The organism is Streptococcus sp. FSL W8-0197 (assembly GCF_037963785.1).
GTDB classification, from domain to species: Bacteria; Bacillota; Bacilli; order Lactobacillales; family Streptococcaceae; genus Streptococcus; species Streptococcus oralis_CQ.
The window spans coordinates 1,348,532-1,363,925 of sequence record NZ_CP150168.1; the positions used below are offsets into that span (position 1 = coordinate 1,348,532).

Sequence of the window (15,394 nt, forward strand, 5' to 3'; positions counted from 1 at the left end):
CTTTTATACTAGAAACAATCGTAATGATTATATCATATTTTTTAAACCAAGGGAACTATTTCCCACATTTTTTAGACGTCAAGTGTACTGTAAACAGCGTTTTCTTCGATAAATTCGCGACGAGGTTCTACTCGATCTCCCATCAACATATCAAAGATTTTATCTGCTTCGGCAGCATCATCTACCGAAACACGCGCCATCAAGCGATGTTCAGGATCCATGGTTGTTTCCCACAATTGGTGGTCATCCATTTCTCCCAAACCTTTATAACGTTGGATGGTTGGTTTTGAACGCCCTTCACTATGACGTGCTAAGGCTTCTTGGAGTTTAATTTCTTGATCCGCACCTGGCTGGATGTATTCTTTAATCTCACTTCCAACTTTTACTCCGTAAATTGGCGGTTGGGCAATGTAGACATATCCAGCTTCTAAGATTGGTTTCATATAGCGATAAATCAAGGTTAGCAAGAGAGTTCGAATATGGGCTCCATCAACATCGGCATCGGTCATCAAAACGAGTTTTTGGTAACGAGCCTTAGTGACATCAAATTCTGCACCAAATCCTGTTCCCATGGCTGTGAAAAGGCTTCGAATTTCTTCGTTGGCAAGGATTTTATCCATGCTAGCTTTTTCAACGTTCAAGATCTTACCACGAATTGGAAGGATAGCCTGAAACTCACGGTTACGACCAGATTTGGCTGATCCACCAGCTGAGTCTCCTTCGACGATGAAGAGTTCGGTTTCAGCAGGGTTGTTAGAAGAACAGTCTGCTAGTTTTCCTGGCAAATTGGAAATTTCCAAGCCAGATTTCTTGCGTGTGACTTCACGCGCACGTTTGGCAGCTACACGAGCCTTGGCAGCCAAAATCCCTTTTTCCACGATACGCTTGGCGATCTGTGGATTTTCCATGAGGAAATCAGTGAAGGCATCGCTGAAGAGGCGATTGGTAATCTTGACTACTTCACTATTCCCCAGTTTGGTCTTGGTTTGTCCTTCAAACTGCGGGTTTGGATGCTTAACTGAGATAACTGCAGTCAAGCCTTCACGGACATCTTCCCCTGTTAGGTTATCTTCATTGTCTTTTAGTAGCTTATTCTTGCGAGCATAATCATTGATAACACGTGTCAGCGCTGTACGGAAACCTTGCTCATGCGTACCACCTTCATGGGTGTGAATGTTATTGGCGAAACTCATGACGTTTTCGTGGTAACCGGTTGTGTACTGCATGGCTACTTCAACTGTGATATCATCCATCTCACCGTCTGTGTAGATTGGTGTATCAAAGATAACATCCTTGTTCTCGTTGATATATTCAACGTAGCTAGCAATCCCACCCTCATAGTGGTATTGTTTAGTCTGTTCGAGACCTTCACGCTTATCTGTGATGGAGATTCGAAGGCCTCGGTTCAAAAAGGCTAGTTCTTGAATACGTTTGTTTAATTTTTCAAAGTCAAAAGTTGTTGTTTCTGTAAAAATCTCTGGATCTGGTGTGAAGTGAACTGTTGTTCCCGTTTTATCCGTATCTCCAACCACCTCAAGATCAGCAACTACATGACCACGACGATATTCTTGGTAATGAATCTTACCGTTTTTATGGACATGAACATCTAGTTGAGTTGAGAGGGCGTTTACTACTGATGAACCCACTCCGTGGAGCCCACCTGATACCTTATATCCGCCACCGCCAAATTTTCCTCCAGCGTGAAGAACCGTAAAGACTGTCTCAACAGCAGGACGTCCCGTCTTTTCCTGAATGTCAACAGGAATTCCACGACCGTCATCCACAACGGTAATGGAATCATCAGGTTCGATAAAGACTTGGATATGACTCGCAAATCCAGCCAAGGCCTCGTCAATAGAGTTATCAACAATTTCCCAGACTAGGTGGTGAAGTCCCTCTTTAGCAGTCGATCCGATATACATACCTGGACGCATACGAACGGCTTCCAGGCCTTCTAAAACTTGAATTTGACTGGCATCATAATCCTGTGCCTGTTGGTTTTTGATTTCTTCTGTCATTTTTTTCCTTTTTCTTACATGTCTATTGCTGGTCTCAGTGTTGCAACATTGTCAAAAAGATAGGCATCTAGGCCTGCAGCTTTACCTGCTTCTACGTCAATCTTTCTGTCACCAATGACCAAACCGGATGTAATATGATATTTATCACGTAAATAAATCATGGACTCAGGATCTGGTTTTCGTTTAAAACCTGAACTGGCAGTCACTACTTCGGTGAAGTAGTTGGCTATCCGGGTCTTAGAAAGAAGTTCCAGAACTTGGTCATTTCGATGAGAAACTAAGAAATGGCGTCCACCCTTATCAGAGATGTCTTTGAGTAACTCTGGAATTCCCTCAAACAAAACTGGGTGCTCTAGCTCACGTGCTTCATTTTCTTTGTAGTGCTCTAAAAAATCCTCGATATCTGGGGCAAACTTCTCAATGGCAAAAGCTGTCGAAACCTTCAAGGCTTCGTAAACACGGTCGTGTTCTTGCTCTATTCCATATTGGGCCAAGGTTTCTACAAAAGCTGCTGTAGAAGTCTCGTAATTATCCAATAGGGTACCACCTAAATCCCATATGTAGTCGTGATATTTCATACCCTTCATTATAGCATTTTTTTATGAAAAAAGCGATGATTTCCTAGATTTTTCGGCTCTATAATTTCTATAGAGTGTAAAACACTAATGCATCTATGGAGCCTTTTTGTGAAGAATAGCTCCTCCATGAATAATCAAGCAAAATCTTTCTTCTCTCAAATGTACAAATTTAAAAATAGAAATTACTAACAACCGCGTCATTATTCGCAAACGAAACGCTTTTGGATTTCCAAACTTTAAAAATAGAATCCTCATTGCTTTGAATACCACATTAGAGAGCAGAAAAAGATTATTCCAATATGGAATCTCTTGTTAATTCATTTCAGTTTCCAATGATTCCATCTTTCTTTTCAATTGTAATTTATTCTCCAAACAGGCAAAAAACGATAACGTCCTTTAAAGGAGTTATCGTTTTTGTATATCATCAGATAAAGTTTGATTTTTATTGAGCTACATTCGATTAGTTTCTTCCGAAGTTTTGACCTCTACCATCGCGGTCAAAATACATCCAACTTCCATCTTCAAGTTGAATCCATTTGCTTCGAGCCATATCCCCTGAATTGGCATCGAAATATCGACTAACTCCATTCACATCAACAACTTTTCCTTTGACTTGCTTGCCATCTTGCGTGAAATAGAGAGTCTGTTGACCAACCTGCTGCAAGCCTGTCACTGCTTTTCCAGCTTGATCAAAATAATACCACTCATTTGGGGAACCTTCGACAAACTTGTCGGTTGCCATCTCTCCTGAGTTAGCATCAAAGTAACGGATACTCTTATCTGAAAGTGTCACGATTTTACCCTTGACTTGCTTGCCATCTTGGTCGAAGTAAAGTGTTTGTTTGCCAATCTTTTGAAGGCCTGTCACTGCTTTACCAGTTTGGTCAAAGTAATACCATTCGTTCTTGGCACCTTCTGCAAACTTGCCGACTGCCATTTCTCCTGAGTTGGCATCAAAGTAACGGATGGATTTATCAGCTAAAGTTACTACTTTACCCTTGACTTGTTTACCATCTTGGTCAAAGTAAAGTGTTTGTTTGCCAATCTTTTGAAGACCTGTCACTGCTTTACCAGCTTGGTCAAAGTAATACCATTCGCTCTTGGCACCTTCTGCAAACTTGCCGACTGCCATTTCTCCTGAATTGGCATCAAAGTAACGGATACTCTTATCTGAAAGTGTCACGATTTTACCCTTGACTTGCTTGCCATCTTGGTCAAAGTAAAGTGTTTGTTGACCAATCTTTTGAAGACCTGTCACAGCAACTCCATCTGCTCCGAAATAGTACCAATCACTTGGGTTATCACCCTGAGCAAAACGATTAATAACAGCATTTCCTGAATCCTTGTCAAAGTAACGAAGTTTGCCATCCTTAGCACTCACAATCTTGCCCTTAACCTGATAGCCGTTTTCATCAAAGAACTGCTGTCCATCTCCTATCTTGACAAGACCTCGAGCCATAACGCCCTTGGCATCAAAGTAACGCCAGTTTTGACCATCAGTAGTGTAGTAACGGTTGAAAACTTGGGCACCAGTTTGATCATAGTAGTACTGATTACCATTTTCATCTTCACGGATAGAATCACGAAGTTGAATACCATTCTTCAAGAAATAAACGTGCTTGCCATCAATTTCATGAGCACCTGTTACAAGATAGCCTCGTTTATCGAAGTAATACCAATTTCCATTTTCATCTTGGATAAAGGAATTTTTAGCTTGATAACCACTAGTTGAATAGAACTTAGTACCATTGGCATCACTAACAAATCCTGTGTAAGCATTCTTATTAACTAATTGCTTAGGCAATACTATCTCGCCATTTTTGTTAGTAAGATAGTCGTTGCTAGCCCAGTCTTTAAGAACATAGTAAGCACCACGACCTAAGATATTGGTACCATTGAAGTACTTAGCCGACCACTTGGTAATCTTCTCATCTGTTGTCATCTTTTGACCATTGGAAATCTGTACTCGTTCAAAGATCTCTGGATATTTAGCTTTGAGCTCATCTAAGAAGGCGCCACCGTACTTACCTTGGAAATCAGTCCCATTAGTCTTACTATTAGCTACATAGAGTTTTTCCTTGATTTCTGCGCCTTCACGGTAGGTTCCGTAGTTATTGACACGTGTTGCTGTTACCACTTCCTTACCTGGTAGGTTATAGATTTGGTCTGGTACCCAGTCCGCGATGGCTTGGATATTAACACTGTGAAGCGCACGAAGAGCATTGAGCAAATCTTTTAAAGAACCATATTTATTGTTCTTGCTCATCGCCATATCGTAGCGGTCTTCAAAGGCATAACCATTCTGAATGATAGAATCTAAGAAAGTACCGTCTTGGCTAGATACATACTGAGGTGGTAGCTCAAATGAAGTTACTCCCCATTCCTTGAAGAGGTTGACATTTTTAGCAATGACTTTATTGGTATATTGGTCATCACGAGTTGCAAAGTCTTGGAAGTTAGAGAAGCCTTCGTAAATCAACTGAGAATCAAGAGCTGCGCTAGATTCATAAACTTGACCACTAGCGTTTTTCTTCTTGCTTGCTGTTGTACGAGCATCCTGATCTGCCTTAGCGCCAACTGGTACCCAAACAGCCAGATATCCAGAAACTTGGACATTGCTGTAGCCTGCGATATCATTCATATCAAAGGTTAAAATACCATTAGCATCTGTCTTCTTCCAGAGAGATTGCGGCACTTCTTCATCAGTTAGATAACGGGAAATACCATCTTTGGTCGTCAAAAGTACAGGGCGATAGTATTGATTCTTGTGGGCTGCTCCCATATTGACTTGCAGTTTATCCCATACATTTAACTTGAGGTTAGGGTTGTTTGAAGCAATCACAGCCATCCCTTGAGTACGAGTTTCTGCTGTTCCTTCATCTGTTGCTTCATTGGCACCAGTACCGTAGCGGACAGAAGTCAAAATACCATTGTAAGACCATTTATCAGCCTCACGAGGTACACCCATATATGTGACTTTCATGTCTTGTCCACCTGCTACATACTTAATACGAGCACGCAACAAGGCATCGATAGCGTCGTGGTAAGGAGATTTTTTCTCCATGTATTGACCATCATCGGTATAGAGGTCACCATAGTAGACCCGAGTGATAGAGTCTTTATTGGAGAGCATGAGAGCATGAGCAGTTGGGATGTTGAACTGCGTATACTTCTTGTCTGCCTTGCGCATATCTTCGTTGTAGATCTTGAAGGCTTGCTTGAGTTCATCCATAGTAAAGGTCAAACCATCCGTATTTGGATTGATATTTTCTCGGATGATGTCAGCAATAACGGTTTGTACTTCACTGTCATGAGCCCGCACAAAGATATAGTTAGCCATTCGTTCGCCATTTTTCTTTTCAGAAGAACGATCATTTAGACTATTTGTAATCGTAGGCTCTACTCCGCTACGGATAGATAGATTACGCATGAATGAATAAAGCAAGGACAAGCGTAGCTTGTTGTCAATTGCTAGTTGAGCACCTTTAGTATCTTTGTTGTAGTCAGGATCGTTATCAGACCAAGCTTCCAAGATAGACAAATGCTTGATGGCTTCTTCTTCACTTTCTCCCACCTTGTAGCGAGACTTGAAGTAGTCAGATGCGATTTGGAGCAAGTCTGCGTTGACATTGTCCACCGCATCGACACGAACTCCATCAAAATTAGCAGTCGGATCATTGGCTACAATGCTTCCAAAGTTCATCATAAAATGCAACCAGTTGAGTTGTTCGGCTTGAACAGCTGGATTAGAGTTGTCAAAGTCGTTAGCGAGCAAGAACTCATAACCACCGTTTGACTTGTCAATAAAGTACTTAGGTTTACCTGTTTGACTAGTAGGGGTACGGTTAAGCAAACGGAATTTAGAGTTAGCATGAGAGCTCTTCTCATTATTGGTATAAAGCAAAGCTCCACCCTGCAAGTGGTCCTTTTTAGTACCAGTTGTTTCAGACTCTGACTTGATATTCCAATTTGGCTGGGTTTTGACAAAGGCACCCATCAGCGTTCTCAACCATTTGGTATCGCCTTCTTTACCAATTTTTTCCTCAATTTTGCGCTGAACCTGCTGAGAAGCTCCTGTCAGGAGAGCTTGTTCAACTTTGTTTTCAAAAGCACCTGCTCCCAGACCTTGCTGGTTCATATAGTTGAGGTAATTAATCTGAGTACGTTTATCAGGCCACCAAGCCATCAAAAGAGGACGCAAGTCTGTTTCTGTCGAAGCCGTCCATGTTTTTCCATCTTTTAAGATGAACTTTGGACGATACCAGCTATCTGCTGTCAAATAACCGTCTACAGTTTCAATATCCTTGTCAGTCGTACCGTAGAAAGCATTCTTTTGGGAGAATTCATTATTGAGACTGCTGGTTCCTTGTTGGAACTGATATTCATTTGAATCAACTAAGGCACCAGTTTCTGCATCAAAATAAAGTATTCTACCATTAAGTTCAACTGCAAAGTTCTTTTTAACTGTACCATCGTCCTGAACATAGTAATTTTTACCATCAATGGTCTTAATATGAGATAGGACATCATCATCGTGATCAGCATTTACAGGTGCAGGTTGAGCCTGATCTGCCACCATTCTTTCAGCTACTGCTCCTTGTTTTTGAGCAGGTTCGAGCAAGCGATCTTTCTTTGCAACCTTTGGATTTGCAACAATCTTGTCTTCAACAGCCGTTTTTTCTCGTTTGTTGTCATCTTGCTCTTGGGCAGTTGTTGGCCTTGCTTGTTTATCCTGGTCTGCTACTTCTGTTTTAGGAGTTTCTGTGATTGCATTAGCAGCTTTAACTTCTTCAGCAACAGCAGCCTTTTCTGTAGATGCTTCTTTCGTATCTGCTGGTTTAGCAGGCTCTTGAGCATTGGTTTGAACTGTTGCTTCTGTATTTTCTGCTGGTTTAGCAGACTTATCACTAGCAGCAGCATCGCCTGTCACCTTGTCTGCAGGGGTTGCTTTTTCTGCTTCTTGCTCAGATGCTACGTTTGCTTGGGCTGGAGTTTGCTGACCCGGACCACTAGTCTGAGCTGTAGCAGGTTCTTGAACTACAACCTGCTTTACATCATCCGCATGGACAACGCCTGGTTCTAGACCAAGTACCTTTGGTGCTACAATAAGTGCCAAGGTAGTCAAAGCAATGGCTACCCAGTTTTTCTTAACTTTATGCATCTTATAATGAATCTTTTTCTCCATCATAAAGCCTCCTTCTGAATTTAGTATAAAGTTATGCCCTTATTCTAGTATATTTTTCAAAATGATCTTTTTTTGTTGCACATCTACAACTATGAAAGGCAAATTCTTTCAAACTGTTCTTTAAGCTTTTGGGCAACACCAAAGGAATCTAAAAATTCAAAAAAAGATAGGCATTGCTCGATATCACTGAGAGCATTAGTATTCCCGACCTTATAGGCATACAGAGCCCTATGATACTTAATCAGCGTTCGATCATATAGATCTGTTTCAGGGATTTTAGAGTGGTCGAGATAATTGAGAAACCTCATAGCAACTAGCAGATGGTTTCCTTCTATACAGACGCTAATGACATTAAGTAGCATCTTGATAATACGGCGGCGATTTTCAGGTAGGTTGTTATAAAACTGGGTACGATTGATCATCTCACTAGCGAAGGTTTCCAACGTTTCCAAGGTCATCAAATCAACACTGTTTGTAAAAAGCCAGAGTTCATAACGTCCCCACTCCTCAACAGAAAAGAGATGATCCGTCAGGAATTCTATATCCTTCTTGCTAATCTGAAAATCTGAGCAACAGGAAGACAGAAGAGCTCTGACAATGATCGTATTGAGTTTATAGTTTTTCTTCTCAGGAAACTGTTCGGTCAAAGCTTCTGAGCTTGACAAAATATTTTGGAGCTTGACAACATTGTTTTCCTGATATGCATCAGCTACTTTTTGTGAAAACAGCACATCATCTGAATCAATGTAATTATGGTAAACATACTGAAACTCCTCTAGGGAAACGGCCATATTTTTTAAACAGCAATAAAAAGAATCAAGTGTGATCCCATTGACTCCCCGTTCAAAACGGGATAGCTGAGCCACGGAAATATCACCAGCAGCTACCTCTTTCAAGGACATTTTTTTTGATTCTCTAATGACTTTGAATATTTTTCCGAAAGTTTCCAACATATCACTCCCCCAGTTTCGTATATGCAAAAAATTCTTACTAATTTTAATATACTAGTAACACGTTTCAATTATATTACAGAGAAAGTACTTTATATTTCAAATTAATACAAGCAGATTAATTCGCATGATAAAGCATTTTAATATAGCATTTATTGAATGTTCTATCTCTTTCAAGAATCTATTGATTTCAGTAGAAATCTGAAGTATTCTATCTAACAACTTGAAAACACTAACATTTCTAGAGATAGATTTCCTTCTTATACTAGACAAAGCTTGATTGATTTATGAAAGTTTGATATAAAATCGCAAGACAATCATATGAAACATTTTTAGACATGGAGTAAATAAAAAAAACGAGAGCCGAACTCTCGTCTTACAGTTGATTTCCAAAGACATCCCGATAGAGCATGCCAACTCGTAAACTTTCAGCATCTCCTCCCAACTCCTCTACCAACTCATAGGCAAAGGCAAGGGCAGTTGACGGTCCTCGACTAGTCGTTAGATTACCATCCACAACCACTGTTTGCTTTTGATAAATTCCGTCAGTAATTTGCTCCTGAACTCCGTCATAACAGGTGAAGTGCTTGTCTTTCAGGACACCTGCTTGATGGAGAGCGATTGGAGCTGCACAGATAGCTGCAATTTTCTTTCCAGCTTGGTCAAAGGCTTTAATCTGTGAAATGAGGGCTTGATTATCTCGTAGGTGAGCTGATCCTGGCATGCCACCTGGAAGAACTACCAAGTCATAGTCGGACAAATCACCATCAAAGATACGGTCGGCTTTTACCTGAATACCATGCGATCCTGTCACCTGCTCTTCAAATCCTACCATATCACAAGAAATGTTTGCTCGACGCAAGACATCGACTACTGTCAAGGCTTCAATTTCTTCAAAACCCTGGGCTAAAATAACTGCTACTGTTGCCATAGTGGCCTCCTTATTTGATTTGTTTTAGGACGACTTTCTTTCGTTTGAATGGAACTTTTCCACTTTTCTCCTCCGCTAGGTTTGTCTGGTAACTCATAGACAAGAGGAGACCGACACCGATGAGGTTACTAATAATTGCGGATCCCCCTTGAGAAATAAATGGCAGAGGAATCCCTGTCAAAGGAAGTAAGCCTGTCACGGCACCGATATTTTCAAAGATATGGAAGAGCAACATCATGATAAAACCAGTCGAGATATAGGTGTAGAACTGATTGTTTGACTTAAGTGTAATCTTCAACATCCGATAAATAAGAAGCAAGTACAGAGCAACCACAAAGACTGAACCAATAAAGCCAAAGTCTTCAGCAATCACCGTAAAAATCATATCGCTCTCGCGTACTGGAATGAGGAGATTGGACACATTGAAACCTTGTCCAAACAAGCCACCACTTCCAATAGCAATTTGTCCCTGCGCCTGTTGATAAGTCGTTGTTTGCGCAAAGTCAAAGGGATTGAGCCAAGCCAAGATGCGGTTGATCTGGTAGGTTGGCATCCCAATCTGATGCAAGAAGGCACGTCCATCCTTGCTTATAAAGATGGCCATGAAACCTACAACTGCAGTCACTCCTGTCGCAAAAACCGGAATGATAATCTTCCACGAAACACCTGAAAGGAGAACCATACCGGAAAAAATAGCTACAAAGACCAAGGCAGTCCCTAAGTCACTTTGTAGGGCTAAGAGGATCAAGACTGGTATGGTAAAGGCGATCATCCAACCAATCAGTAGGAAATCCAAGGGAATAGTCCGTCGCCATTCCTTGTGTTTTTGAGTGAATCTTACAATGGCTCGAGCCAACATCAAGATATAGGAAATCTTCATGAATTCCGATGGCTGGAAAAGTGTCGTTCCACCAATCGATACCCAGTTCTTGGCACCTGTTGACGCTACAAGATTTGGATTGTAGAAAACAAGAGGGAGGACCATCAAAGCTAGCCCTAGACCATAAAGATAGGGAGTCACCTTCCATAAAAACTCGGTATTAAAGAACATGACCACAAATCCAATGACAAGACCCAAGGCAATCCAAGCGATTTGCTGACCTAGAATTGGTAATACATTATTTGGATAGTCATGACTAACTGCTATATAAATGGCCACTACTCCAATCACCAGTAAACAAAACACTGGTAGGAGGAGGCTATAATCGACTCGAGAGTCGAAGGAACGTTTCATATTTTTTACCTTTTCTCTTTCTGGGATTTTTCTTTCATTCTATTGCGACGAGATTGGAGAAAATCAGCTACAGCAGGCTCTAGCTGTTCTCTAGAAAGAACCTGAACAGCCCTTTCTTTTGACAAGGTCTGGGCGATTTGTTTGCCGTAACGCTTGCTGATAACTCGACTGTCTAAGATTACAGCAACCGAACCTTGGTTGGGCCGTCTAACAGTACGACCAAGGGCTTGTTTTAGCCGAATGATCGCCATCGGTAACTGATAATCATAGAAAGGATTTTTCCCTTCTTGACGCAGTTCCTGGTTTAATTTTTTGGTTAAAGGTTCTTGGGGATTTTGGAAAGGCAATCTCGGAATCACTTGAATCACGCAAGGATGGGTTGAAAAATCAACTCCTTCCCAGAAACTGCCTGTTCCAAGCAAGATCTGGCGTTCACCTTTTTCAAAACGTTTTTTCAGTTGGCTTGGTTCCCCATTTTTATACTGAGCTAGATGCGGTTGGTCAAGCAGGTCCGAAACTGCCAGCAACATCTCTTTTGAAGTAAACAAAACCAATAAGGGTTCTTGAAAGGCTTGTAAGCTTCGAATGACAGAAGCCACTTCACTAGCATAGTCAAAAGGCGAAACTTCTGTCACAAGAGGAAAGTCATTGACTAGAAAGACTTCTTGTTGCTCCTGTTTTGCTACATCAAGCCTAACAAGTGGAGCATCTGGGAATCCCAGTAAATCTGCTAAGGAAACCCGATTGCTAATTTCAAGAGTGGCCGATACTCCTAGGAGCCTGCAATCTGCTGGCAATAAATCTGCTAGTATAAAGCGGCCTTTTTTGCTTGAACAAATCAAGACATCCTTGCTCGATTTCTCTGCTGTAGCAAGCCAAAATTCACGGTCCGAGATGAAAAAGTTTGCAAGCTCTCGATACTCTGGGAGAACTAACTCCGAAAAATGCTGGCGCAAGTGTTCGAGAGAATCCAACCACTTTCCATCCTTAAGACCTGACTGATAGTGCTCCATCAAGTAACGACATTCAAAGCCGATACTCTCAAGCAAGCGTTTCTGAACCAAATCTTCCTCTGACTCTATGGACTTATCAAGCTGGGTTACAAGTTCCTCAAGGCGGTAAGCCTGCTGGGCTAGATTTTCGAGAGCTAGCAGCATTTTTTGAGCTTCATCCAAAATCACCAAACGGTTGTCGACAAACTCTGGATTGTCTTCCAAACGAGTAACCAGATAAGCATGATTGGTCAGAAGAACACGACTGGTCTTGGCCTTTCCCTGCCCTCGTTTCCAAAAATCCTCTGTAGCAAATAAACTTTTCTTTGAAAGCTTGCCATCGTGGACTAGTTCTGGCAGAAAGTGCTGATAGCGATAAAGTTGCCCGATTTCGTCCAAGTCGCCAGTCGATGTCTCAGTAAGCCAGATGAGTAGTTGCATTTTAAAGCGTGTGAAAAGGCGATTGGACTCCGGTCGATGGAGAATTTGATGAAAGGCATCCAGTTTTAAATAATTTTGAGGACCCTTGAGACTATGAATCTCCATATGGAAGACCTCTTTTAAGCGCTGACCTTCTTCTTGCATGATTTGATTTTGAAGAATTTTGGTCGGAACACTCACTAGGATCCCTGCTTGACTCTCCAAGTTCAAAGCTGGGAGGAGATAACCATAAGTCTTGCCCAGTCCCGTTTGAGCTTGGACAAAGGAAATCTGGTGTTCTTCCAATAAGTGCTCAACCTTCTCCGCAAATTCCAACTGTTGCGGACGCTCCTCCAGCCCCAATAAAGAAATGTTTTTAGCAAAATCTTTGGATAACTTGCGTGGTACTAATGCTTGACTTTCCTTTCTCAGGAAAAGTCCATGGAGTTCCATCAAGTCTGGCGAAGACAAGAGAGATTGCTGCTGGTAAACCTCCTCAATCACCAGATAACTTTCATAGAGAAGGTTGTCTGCAAGGTCTAACAAGCTTTCTAAAAGCCCTTTTGGTAACTCAAAAAGTTTTTGACGCATGTAAAGCAAGAGTTCAGCTGTTGCCTGAGCATCAGACAGGGCAGCGTGGGCTTGTTCTAGTTCAATTCCCAACTCTTGACAAAGGATACCTAGATTGTATTTTTCAAACTGAGGATATAAAACTTGGGCTAACTCAACAGTATCCACCCGCGGTGTGCGCAATTCATATCCTTCAAAAAAGAGGAATTCTGCAAGAAGGTTAGCATCAAACTGTACATTGTGCGCAACAAAAATACCGTCCTTAACCAATTCAAAAATTTTTCCAGCCACCTGAGAAAATTCTGGTGCCGCAGCCAAGCGTTGATCGGTTAGACCTGTTAATTCTTTGATATGAGAATCCAAGGGTTCGTGAGGATTGACATCAGTCGCATACTGATCGACGATCTCGCCATTCTCAATCACCACAATGCCTACTTGAATAATTTTTGCCTTGCTTCCGGTGCTGGTCGCCTCTAAATCAACGACCACATACCGATCATTTCTCGCATTCATCATTAAAAATTATATCAAAAAAAGCATGATTTGACATCCCTCAACTTTGATAACAATCTCGCTTTAATTGCTAGTTTGACTAAAAATCAAGACCTTAAAAGTGAGAATTTCACGCAAGTTCTGCAGTTGGTCGCTGGTTCTGAGGTATTTGAAAACCTTATCAACAAAGCTACATCAACATAAAAAGACAACCAAGGTATTAGCTGCCTTTTTGAGATATTTTTTTCATTGTTTTGGGGAGGAGCTTGCTAATTTCTGTTGGCAAGACAAGGTAGTTTTCTTGAGCTAGTTCTTGAGCAATGGCTGAGTGCAGATGGGTCGCTACTACTACGCGTTCATAGAGATTGACATGTGGAAACTGACCTGCAAAACCTGCAATCATCCCAGCCAAAGTATCTCCCATCCCACCGGTTGCTTGATAGGGACCTCCAACCTCCAGTTGATAGTATTCAGGTTTGCCAGCTTTCCAGATACGAGTCGCTGGACCCTTCTCAACTAGAATTGTTCCTTGAGGAAATGAAGAAAGAGCCCTAGCAGTCGTCTCTGTATTTTTATGTTCAAGAACTATACCAGACAGTCTTTCCCATTCCTTTTGGTGGGGAGTAAGAATGAGCTGACTAGATGGAAATGGCAAATGACCTTTTGCTAAGATGCCCAAAGCACCGCCGTCTACAATCAAAATCTGGTCTTTTCTGAGACTGTCAAAAACTCGTTTTACGAGTTCTTCTCCAAATGCATCCTCTCGCAAACCCGGACCTAACAAGACAACTTCTGCCTTTTCCAACTGTTCTTTTAGTAATGCTTTATCCTTTAGAGAAAAAGCCATTGCTTCAGGTAAATGGCTGTGCAGGGCTGAGATATTCTCCTTATCCGTGCCAACAGTCACCAACCCTGCCCCACTTCTGACAGCTGCAATGGCTGACATGATGATAGCTCCCCCATAAGGATAAGTCCCTCCCAGTAAGAGCAGACGTCCGTAATCTCCCTTATGGCTATGACGAGAACGTTCAATAATGACTTTTTCTAATAAAGTTTGATCAATCACTTTCATCGTTTTTTCCTCAACTATCCTTTATCTGATTGTTTTAAAACAACTTGATAGACTTTCTTAGTCCACTCTTCTAAGTCTTCTCCATCATAGTCAAGATAACGCACCCTATCTTGTATTTTAGTTGGAATAATATTTTCAAATTGGCACTTATTATGAGTTGGAATAATGCAAATATACAACTCACTTAATAAATTAAGCATGTCCTTAATTTTTACAGCATGGTAACCATCAAAAATATAACCAGGAACTTTAATCAAATCTGTATAGATAAAATGAAAACTTACTCCAGGAATAAACTTATCTTGTAATTCTTTCTCTGAAGGAGCTCGACCTAATAAACGTTCCATCGCCAATCGATAACCAGAACTTGTATTTGACCATCCTAACATAACATAGTCAAAATAATCTTTCGGATCAGATGCAGCATTTCGACTATCCAAAACCAACTCCTCAGCATCTCGCCTAAAGGCTTTCATAGCAGATAAGAGCTGACCTGTTTTAAAAATAGAAATCGCTGCATCTATAGTCGTAGTATGGCTACAGTAGTCTGAAGTCACTAGCCTCTTATGTAGATCATAAGTCGAGGCTACTCTTTTATCTGTAGGGGTAAATGGTGGCAGAAAGGGTTGCTGACAGATGTAATCTAAAATTTCTTCTTTTAAACAAGAATCAGCACACTCAATACTTGTTTGACGTTTATGAAGTTTTTCGTAAGCTATAAATTTAGCAATTTTTTCTAATTCCCACTCTTGAATATTTGGATAATCAATTAGTGCTAAGTAGTATATTCCATCCCATTGTAAACTATATTCTCCATTATAAATTTTTAAAATCATCTAATCACCTCACTCCATTATACAACAAAAAGGTACACACCTTGCAATTTGGATTACTATTTTTCTGTCTAACTTTTGGGGTACAATTCACCTCTCTTGCTTACACCTATATAAAA

Annotated in this window: 9 protein-coding genes; all 9 read right to left on the reverse strand. The window is 41.0% G+C overall.

The genetic code is table 11. The annotated features are described in order from the left end of the window. Positions 1 to 71: 71 nt before the first annotated feature. A complete protein-coding gene (gene gyrB, locus NYE79_RS06850) occupies positions 72 to 2,018 on the reverse strand; it encodes a DNA topoisomerase (ATP-hydrolyzing) subunit B (protein ID WP_216728479.1) in 1,947 nt (648 codons plus the stop codon). 14 nt (positions 2,019 to 2,032) lie between these two features. Continuing rightward, positions 2,033 to 2,596 (reverse strand): HAD-IA family hydrolase, encoded by a 564-nt coding sequence (locus tag NYE79_RS06855; protein WP_285834989.1) that lies wholly within the window; start codon positions 2,594 to 2,596, stop codon positions 2,033 to 2,035. A gap of 460 nt (positions 2,597 to 3,056) precedes the next feature. After that, positions 3,057 to 7,784, reverse strand: coding sequence for a glycoside hydrolase family 70 protein (locus NYE79_RS06860; protein ID WP_251463871.1), 4,728 nt, complete (start codon positions 7,782 to 7,784; stop codon positions 3,057 to 3,059). A gap of 86 nt (positions 7,785 to 7,870) precedes the next feature. Continuing rightward, positions 7,871 to 8,734: an Rgg/GadR/MutR family transcriptional regulator gene (locus NYE79_RS06865; RefSeq protein ID WP_251463873.1), complete on the reverse strand. Its 864-nt coding sequence runs from the start codon at positions 8,732 to 8,734 to the stop codon at positions 7,871 to 7,873. Between the two features lie 373 nt (positions 8,735 to 9,107). Then, entirely contained in the window at positions 9,108 to 9,662 is a 555-nt protein-coding gene (locus NYE79_RS06870; RefSeq protein WP_251463875.1) for a DJ-1 family glyoxalase III, read from the reverse strand. Between the two features lie 10 nt (positions 9,663 to 9,672). Next, positions 9,673 to 10,896 carry an FtsW/RodA/SpoVE family cell cycle protein gene (locus tag NYE79_RS06875; RefSeq protein ID WP_000830413.1) on the reverse strand — a complete coding sequence of 408 codons (1,224 nt, stop codon included), beginning with the start codon at positions 10,894 to 10,896 and terminating at the stop codon, positions 9,673 to 9,675. Between the two features lie 5 nt (positions 10,897 to 10,901). Further along, a complete protein-coding gene (locus tag NYE79_RS06880) occupies positions 10,902 to 13,394 on the reverse strand; it encodes a bifunctional DnaQ family exonuclease/ATP-dependent helicase (protein WP_251463877.1) in 2,493 nt (830 codons plus the stop codon). A 196-nt stretch (positions 13,395 to 13,590) separates the two neighbouring features. Next, on the reverse strand, positions 13,591 to 14,442 hold the full coding sequence (locus NYE79_RS06885) for an NAD(P)H-hydrate dehydratase (RefSeq protein ID WP_000863089.1): 852 nt from the start codon (positions 14,440 to 14,442) through the stop codon (positions 13,591 to 13,593). Between the two features lie 14 nt (positions 14,443 to 14,456). After that, on the reverse strand, positions 14,457 to 15,278 hold the full coding sequence (locus NYE79_RS06890; RefSeq protein WP_000601055.1) for a hypothetical protein: 822 nt from the start codon (positions 15,276 to 15,278) through the stop codon (positions 14,457 to 14,459). Positions 15,279 to 15,394: the final 116 nt, after the last annotated feature.

What these genes read in the sequence shown, in the direction of transcription:
- NYE79_RS06855 (WP_285834989.1), bottom strand. Translation starts at nt 2,596, where the DNA reads ATGAAATATCACGACTACATATGGGATTTAGGTGGTACCCTATTGGAT.
- NYE79_RS06890 (WP_000601055.1), bottom strand. Translation starts at nt 15,278, where the DNA reads ATGATTTTAAAAATTTATAATGGAGAATATAGTTTACAATGGGATGGA.
- NYE79_RS06880 (WP_251463877.1), bottom strand. Translation starts at nt 13,394, where the DNA reads ATGATGAATGCGAGAAATGATCGGTATGTGGTCGTTGATTTAGAGGCG.
- NYE79_RS06860 (WP_251463871.1), bottom strand. Translation starts at nt 7,784, where the DNA reads ATGATGGAGAAAAAGATTCATTATAAGATGCATAAAGTTAAGAAAAAC.
- gyrB (WP_216728479.1), bottom strand. Translation starts at nt 2,018, where the DNA reads ATGACAGAAGAAATCAAAAACCAACAGGCACAGGATTATGATGCCAGT.
- NYE79_RS06865 (WP_251463873.1), bottom strand. Translation starts at nt 8,734, where the DNA reads ATGTTGGAAACTTTCGGAAAAATATTCAAAGTCATTAGAGAATCAAAA.
- NYE79_RS06870 (WP_251463875.1), bottom strand. Translation starts at nt 9,662, where the DNA reads ATGGCAACAGTAGCAGTTATTTTAGCCCAGGGTTTTGAAGAAATTGAA.
- NYE79_RS06885 (WP_000863089.1), bottom strand. Translation starts at nt 14,442, where the DNA reads ATGAAAGTGATTGATCAAACTTTATTAGAAAAAGTCATTATTGAACGT.
- NYE79_RS06875 (WP_000830413.1), bottom strand. Translation starts at nt 10,896, where the DNA reads ATGAAACGTTCCTTCGACTCTCGAGTCGATTATAGCCTCCTCCTACCA.